Source organism: Mesorhizobium sp. M7A.F.Ca.ET.027.02.1.1 (assembly GCF_004022985.1).
Classification (GTDB): Bacteria; Pseudomonadota; Alphaproteobacteria; order Rhizobiales; family Rhizobiaceae; genus Mesorhizobium.
The window spans coordinates 1-444 of the sequence record NZ_RZOL01000948.1; the positions used below are offsets into that span (position 1 = coordinate 1).

The following is a 444-nucleotide window of genomic DNA, read 5'->3' on the forward strand; positions in this document are numbered from 1 at the left end:
GGTCTAATGCTGCTGGATGATACGTTGACCCACTGGCACACCAACGCGCGCCTGCTGCAGACCATGATTGGCTGGTGGCTGGATGCGCCGCCTGAGGACGGTAAGCTGGCGTTACCGTCGACGTTCAGCGAATCGCTGTACGACGTGCTGATGAACGCGCGCAACAAAGCCTGGCGGCAGACGCTGCATGCGTTACCTGCGGGGCATTACGTGGTGGCGGTTGGGGAGTTACAATTGTACGGAGAAGGGAATTTGCCGTCACTGTTAAAATAAAAAAATGGCCAATATTTCTATTGGCCCGTCAAAGAGGAATTTCATCGTTTTTATTATGCCGAAGGAGACCTTCGGTTGAGCCGATTGTCGCTCAAAGTGACCATCACTGCCAATACTATTGCGCAAGATGGTGCTATTTTTTAGACAAACGTCAGGCGTATGCTGTTGGCA

At 52.0% G+C, this 444-nt stretch carries 2 protein-coding genes; one reads left to right on the forward strand and one right to left on the reverse strand.

Annotated features, from left to right (window positions below; genetic code table 11):
- On the forward strand, positions 1-273 hold a 273-nt coding region (locus EN749_RS37155; protein WP_189368081.1), incomplete at its 5' end, for a TraB/GumN family protein.
- Here the strand turns inward: EN749_RS37155 and EN749_RS38445 are convergent.
- Positions 265-444: hypothetical protein (locus EN749_RS38445; RefSeq protein ID WP_210214779.1), on the reverse strand; the 180-nt coding region annotated here is incomplete at its 5' end. The genes EN749_RS37155 and EN749_RS38445 overlap by 9 nt on opposite strands.